Below are 715 nucleotides of genomic sequence, written 5' to 3'. Positions count from 1 at the left end.
GCCGATCTCGTCGAGGCGCTGTCCTTCCCCCTGCCGATCTCGGTGATCTGCGAACTGCTCGGCGTTCCGGACCTGGACCGCGCCTCGTTCCGCGACTGGTCCAACGACGCGCTCGGCGCCACCGACCCGGCCGAACGCGCGGCGGCCGCCGGCTCGATGGCGCGGTATCTGGCCGAACTGGTGGACCGCAAACGCGGCCGTCCCGGCGACGACCTCATGAGCGCCCTCATCCACGGCCCGGACGACGAGGGCGACCGCCTCTCCCACGACGAACTCCTCGGCATGGCCTGGCTGTTGCTCGTCGCCGGCCACGAGACCACGGTCAACCTCGTCTCCAACGGCGTCCTCGCCCTGCTCACCCACCCTGACCAACTGGCGGCTCTCCGCGCCGACCTCACCCTCATCGACGCGGCGGTCGAGGAGATGCTGCGCTACGACGGCCCGGTGGAGACGCCCACGTACCGCTTCACCAACGAGCCGGTGACGATCGGCGACACCGTCGTCCCCGGCGGCGGCGAACTGGTCCTCGTCGCCATGGCCGACGCCAACCGCGACCCCGCGCGCTTCGCCTCGCCCGACACCTTCGACATCTCCCGCGACGCCCGCGGCCACGTGGCCTTCGGACACGGCATCCACTACTGCCTGGGCGCGCCCCTGGCCCGGCTCGAGGCGCGCATCGCCATCAGGACGCTGCTGGAGCGGTGCCCGCAACTGG

Annotated in this window: 1 protein-coding gene; it reads left to right on the top strand. The window is 72.0% G+C overall.

What is annotated here, in order from left to right; all coding sequences use genetic code 11:
- On the top strand, positions 1–715 hold a 715-nt coding region (locus tag IE249_RS36455; protein ID WP_229857704.1), incomplete at both ends, for a cytochrome P450.

Origin of the sequence: Streptomyces anandii JCM 4720 (assembly GCF_014650655.1) — a bacterium.
Classification (GTDB): domain Bacteria; phylum Actinomycetota; class Actinomycetes; order Streptomycetales; family Streptomycetaceae; genus Streptomyces; species Streptomyces anandii.
The sequence above is the reverse complement of the archived record's forward strand: the minus strand, read 5'-3'. Positions and strand labels throughout refer to the sequence as shown.